Origin of the sequence: Desulfovibrio piger ATCC 29098 (assembly GCF_000156375.1) — a bacterium.
GTDB classification, from domain to species: domain Bacteria; phylum Desulfobacterota; class Desulfovibrionia; order Desulfovibrionales; family Desulfovibrionaceae; genus Desulfovibrio; species Desulfovibrio piger.
The window spans coordinates 326,850-330,613 of record NZ_DS996359.1 but is presented as its reverse complement, the minus strand read 5'-3'; the positions used below and the strand labels follow the sequence as shown (position 1 = coordinate 330,613).

Genomic DNA, 3,764 nt, shown 5'->3' with positions numbered 1-3,764 from the left:
CGGGGCGGCAGCAGTTCCGGCGGCGGGCTGATGCGCAGGTCGGCGCACAGGGCCTCGCCCTCGGCATCCGCACCGGGCGCCAGCAGGTCACGGATCAGGCGCAGGGCCCCGGCCTTGCTGATGGGCCTGTTGCCCGAGCCGCACTTGGGCGAATGCACGCAGGAGGGACAGCCGTCCTCGCAGGGACAGGCCTCGATGACCGCCGCGCAGACCTCCAGCAGCTCGCGGGCATGGCCGAAGGCCTGACGCGTCAGGCCCGCGCCGCCGGGCAGGCCGTCATAGATGAAGACACAGGCCAGGCCGGTCTGGGGATGGAGCGGGATGGAGATGCCGCCGAAGTCGTTGCGGTCGGCCATGACCAGCAGGGGCAACATGCCGATGGCCGTATGCTCGCAGGCATGGATGGAGCCCATGAAGTGCACGAAATCCTCTTCCAGACGCTGGCGGCAGCTCTCGGGGATGACGTACCACAGGCCCTCGGTCTCGAAGATCTGCGGCGGCGCTTCCAGCGGCACGATGGTCAGCAGACGGTTGTCGCGCGTGCTGCGCTTCTCGTAGCCGGTGATGGTGTCGATGATGCGCAGCCGCCCCCGGCAGACCACGCCGCGCCCCAGGGGGCGGCGTTCCAGCTCTTCGAGGATGTCCGTGCTCTTGTGGCCGCGCACCCGCGTGAACCAGTCCACTTTGGCCTGACGGGCCCGCACCCGGCCTTCTGCCGGGTCCATCTCCTCGATGACATAGCTGCGGCCCCGGTGCAGATAGACCGCGCCCACATGCGTCTCGCGCCAGGCCCGGAAGCCGTCCACGGAGCCGATGACCGTGCCCTCGCTGTCCTCGATGACGAAGCTCCGGCCCGTCCCACGCAGATCCACCAGCCGCTGCGGCCGCTTGCGGGCGGCCAGCCACTGGCTGCCGTCGGCGGAAAGCAGCAAACGCCCCTGGCCCGCCAGGGCGCGCAGGGCCTCCTGCGCCGGGGCCGGGGCCAGCCAGGGATCACGGGCGGACAGGGGCAGCTCGGCGGCCGCGCATTCCAGATGCCGGGCCAGGATGACCTCGTTCCAGGGATTGACCACGGCCTTTTCCGCCGGACGGCTGAAAAAGTCTTCGGGATGGCTCATGAAATACTGGTCCAGCGCGTCCTCGCCCGCCACCAGCACCACGGCCGATTCCTGCTGTGCCCGGCCCACGCGCCCGCCCCGTTGCAGGGTGGACATGATGGTGCCCGGATAGCCCACCAGGATGCAGACATCCAGCCCGCCGATGTCGATGCCCAGTTCCAGGGCGCTGGTGCTGACCACGGCCAGCAGCTCGCCCGAAGCCATGCGGGCCTCGATCTGGCGGCGTTCCTCGGGCAGGAATCCCGCGCGATAGGCGGAGATGCGGCCCGCCCACGGCCCGGAAAGGCTCCCGGCCCACAGGCTGACCAGCTCGGTCATGCGGCGGGAACGGCAATAGACGATGGTGCGCAGCTTGCGCGCCAGCGCGGCCCGCAACAGATCGATGGCCGCCGTGGCCGGGCTCTGGTCGGGATCGAGGAAGACATAATGCCGTGCGCCCTGCGGCGCGCCGGACTGGTCCACCACCACGGGCGGCTGGCGCCCGGGCAGCAGATCGAGGCCGGAGAGCGACGCGGCCAGCTCGCCGGGATTGCCCACCGTGGCCGTGCAGAACACATAGGACGGCGTGGCGCCGTAATGGGCGGCCAGCCGGTTGAGGCGGCGGAACACGCCCGCCATATGCGCGCCGAACACGCCGCGATAGGTGTGGGCCTCGTCCACCACGATGTGGGAAAGCCCGGCCAGGAAGGGGGCCCACTGCTCATGGTGCGGCAGCAGGGCCAGATGCAGCATCTCGGGATTGCTGATGAGCACCGTGGGCGGGTCGCGGCGGATCTTGCGCCGGAAGTGGTCGCTGGTGTCGCCGTCGTAAAGGGCGGCCGTGGGCCGGGCCTCCTCGGGCCAGCCGGCGACCAGGCGCTGCAGCCCGGCCAGCTGGTCCTGGGCCAGGGCCTTGAGCGGGAAAAGATAGAGGGCGCGGGCCTCGCTGTCGCGCAGATGGCGTTCCAGCACGGGCAGGTTGTAGATCAGGCTCTTGCCGCTGGCCGTGGGCGTGGCCACCACCACGGAATACCCGGCGCGGATGTGGTCCGTGGCCAGGGCCTGATGGCTGTAAAGGCCGCTCAGGCCGCGTTCCTCCAGCGTGCGCCGGATGGCCGCGGGCCAGGGCAGGCGGCTTTCCGCGTATACGGCCGCACGCGCGGGCTCGCAGCGGTGGTGCCGTACCTGCGGCCCCAGCTTGTCCGAAGCCAGCAGGGCCCGGACATATTCAGCGACGCCCATGACGGGCCTCCCTTGCGATCATGGCCCCGGCCGCCGCACCAGCTGCCGCTCCAAAACGGACAGGGCGTGTTCCCCTCCGGGAAGACACGAAAGCCCCTCCGGGTCCCTCGGGCGCCTCTCCGGCAGGCCGTGTCCGGAACCATCCTCCGGGCAGGAAGAAAGGATGCTCCCGGTCAGCGCGCCGGGCTGTCTCCTGTCCGCAGCCTGTCCGTGCGGCTTCGGGACGGCAGGCATGGGGCCGTGCCTTTTGGGGCGGTCTTCCGGCCTTGCAGGGCCGCAGCGGCATCAGGCCGGGGAAGGAAGCGGCAACAGGGAGGGGCGCCGCCCCTCCCCGCCATGATCTGTCTTGGGCAACCAAGGCTACTTACTGTCCTTGAGGGCTTCACGGATACGGCACACGCCGCACATATCGCCGGACGAGGTGGGATAGCCGCAGCTGGTGCAGGGCGCCAGTTCCACGCCCTCCTCGGCCTCGCGGCGGGCGAACACCGGCCGGGCGCGGGCCAGAAAGCCCTGATAGAAGTCCAGCTTGCGGCCGGGCATGGCCGCTTCCAGACGCTGCAGCAGGGCCTTGAGCGTGCTGAAGCTGGCGCCGGGGCTGTAGGGGCAAGGCGCGTAGTGATGCTCGATGCCCATGAGGAAGGCGTAGTTGGCGGTCTCGAATTCCGACAGGCGCCACAGGGGCTTGACCTTACGGGCAAAGCCGTCTTCGCCGTCCAGGCGCGGGCCCTGGTCCGAAAGATAGGCCGTGTCCCAGCGCAGGGTGTTGCTGAACAGGCGCGCCACCTCGTCGTCCAGGTTGTGGCCCGTGGCCAGGGCGTCGAAACCCTCGTCCAGGGCCACCTTGTTGAAGAAATGCCGTTTGATCTTGCCGCAGGCCGAGCAGACGGGACGGTTGAGGCGCTCCTTGACCAGCGGGATGGCCAGGCCTTCGGCGGCCAGTTCCTTGACCATGAGCTTCAGGCCGTGCTTGGCGCAAAAGCGTTCCACCACGCCGCGGGCCACGGGCGAGGATTCCGGGATGCCCAGGTCGATGTGCAGGCCGGTGACGTCATAGCCCTGCCGGGAAAGCTCCAGCATCAGGGCCAGCGAATCCTTGCCGCCCGAAAGGGCCACCAGGATGCGTTCGTCACGGGTGAAGAGCTTTTGGCCTTCGATGCCCTTTTCCACCTGACGGGCAAAGAACTTGAGGTAACAGTCGGGGCAGAAGGCGGCGTTGTGGCTGCGCAGGGCCACCACGGCCGTCGCCTTGCAGATCTTGCATTTCAATGGCGTCTTCCTTGGAAAGAGTGGATGCCCCGGCGTGCTCCGGCGGCATGTCTTGGCAAAAACAGGAAAAAAGCCCGCACGGGGCCTTTCCTGTATAAAAAACATCCCGCCCGCCGTCCAGACGACGGCCGGCGGGAGAAATATATGGGGGAGGGA

2 protein-coding genes are annotated in these 3,764 nt (G+C 68.9%); both read right to left on the bottom strand.

What is annotated here, in order from left to right; genetic code table 11:
- On the bottom strand, positions 1 to 2,339 hold a 2,339-nt coding region (locus DESPIG_RS08110), incomplete at its 3' end, for a DEAD/DEAH box helicase (RefSeq protein ID WP_006007305.1).
- Between the two features lie 360 nt (positions 2,340 to 2,699).
- Positions 2,700 to 3,608: a PP-loop family protein gene (locus DESPIG_RS08105; protein ID WP_040369716.1), complete on the bottom strand. Its 909-nt coding sequence runs from the start codon at positions 3,606 to 3,608 to the stop codon at positions 2,700 to 2,702.
- Between the last annotated feature and the right edge of the window lie 156 nt (positions 3,609 to 3,764).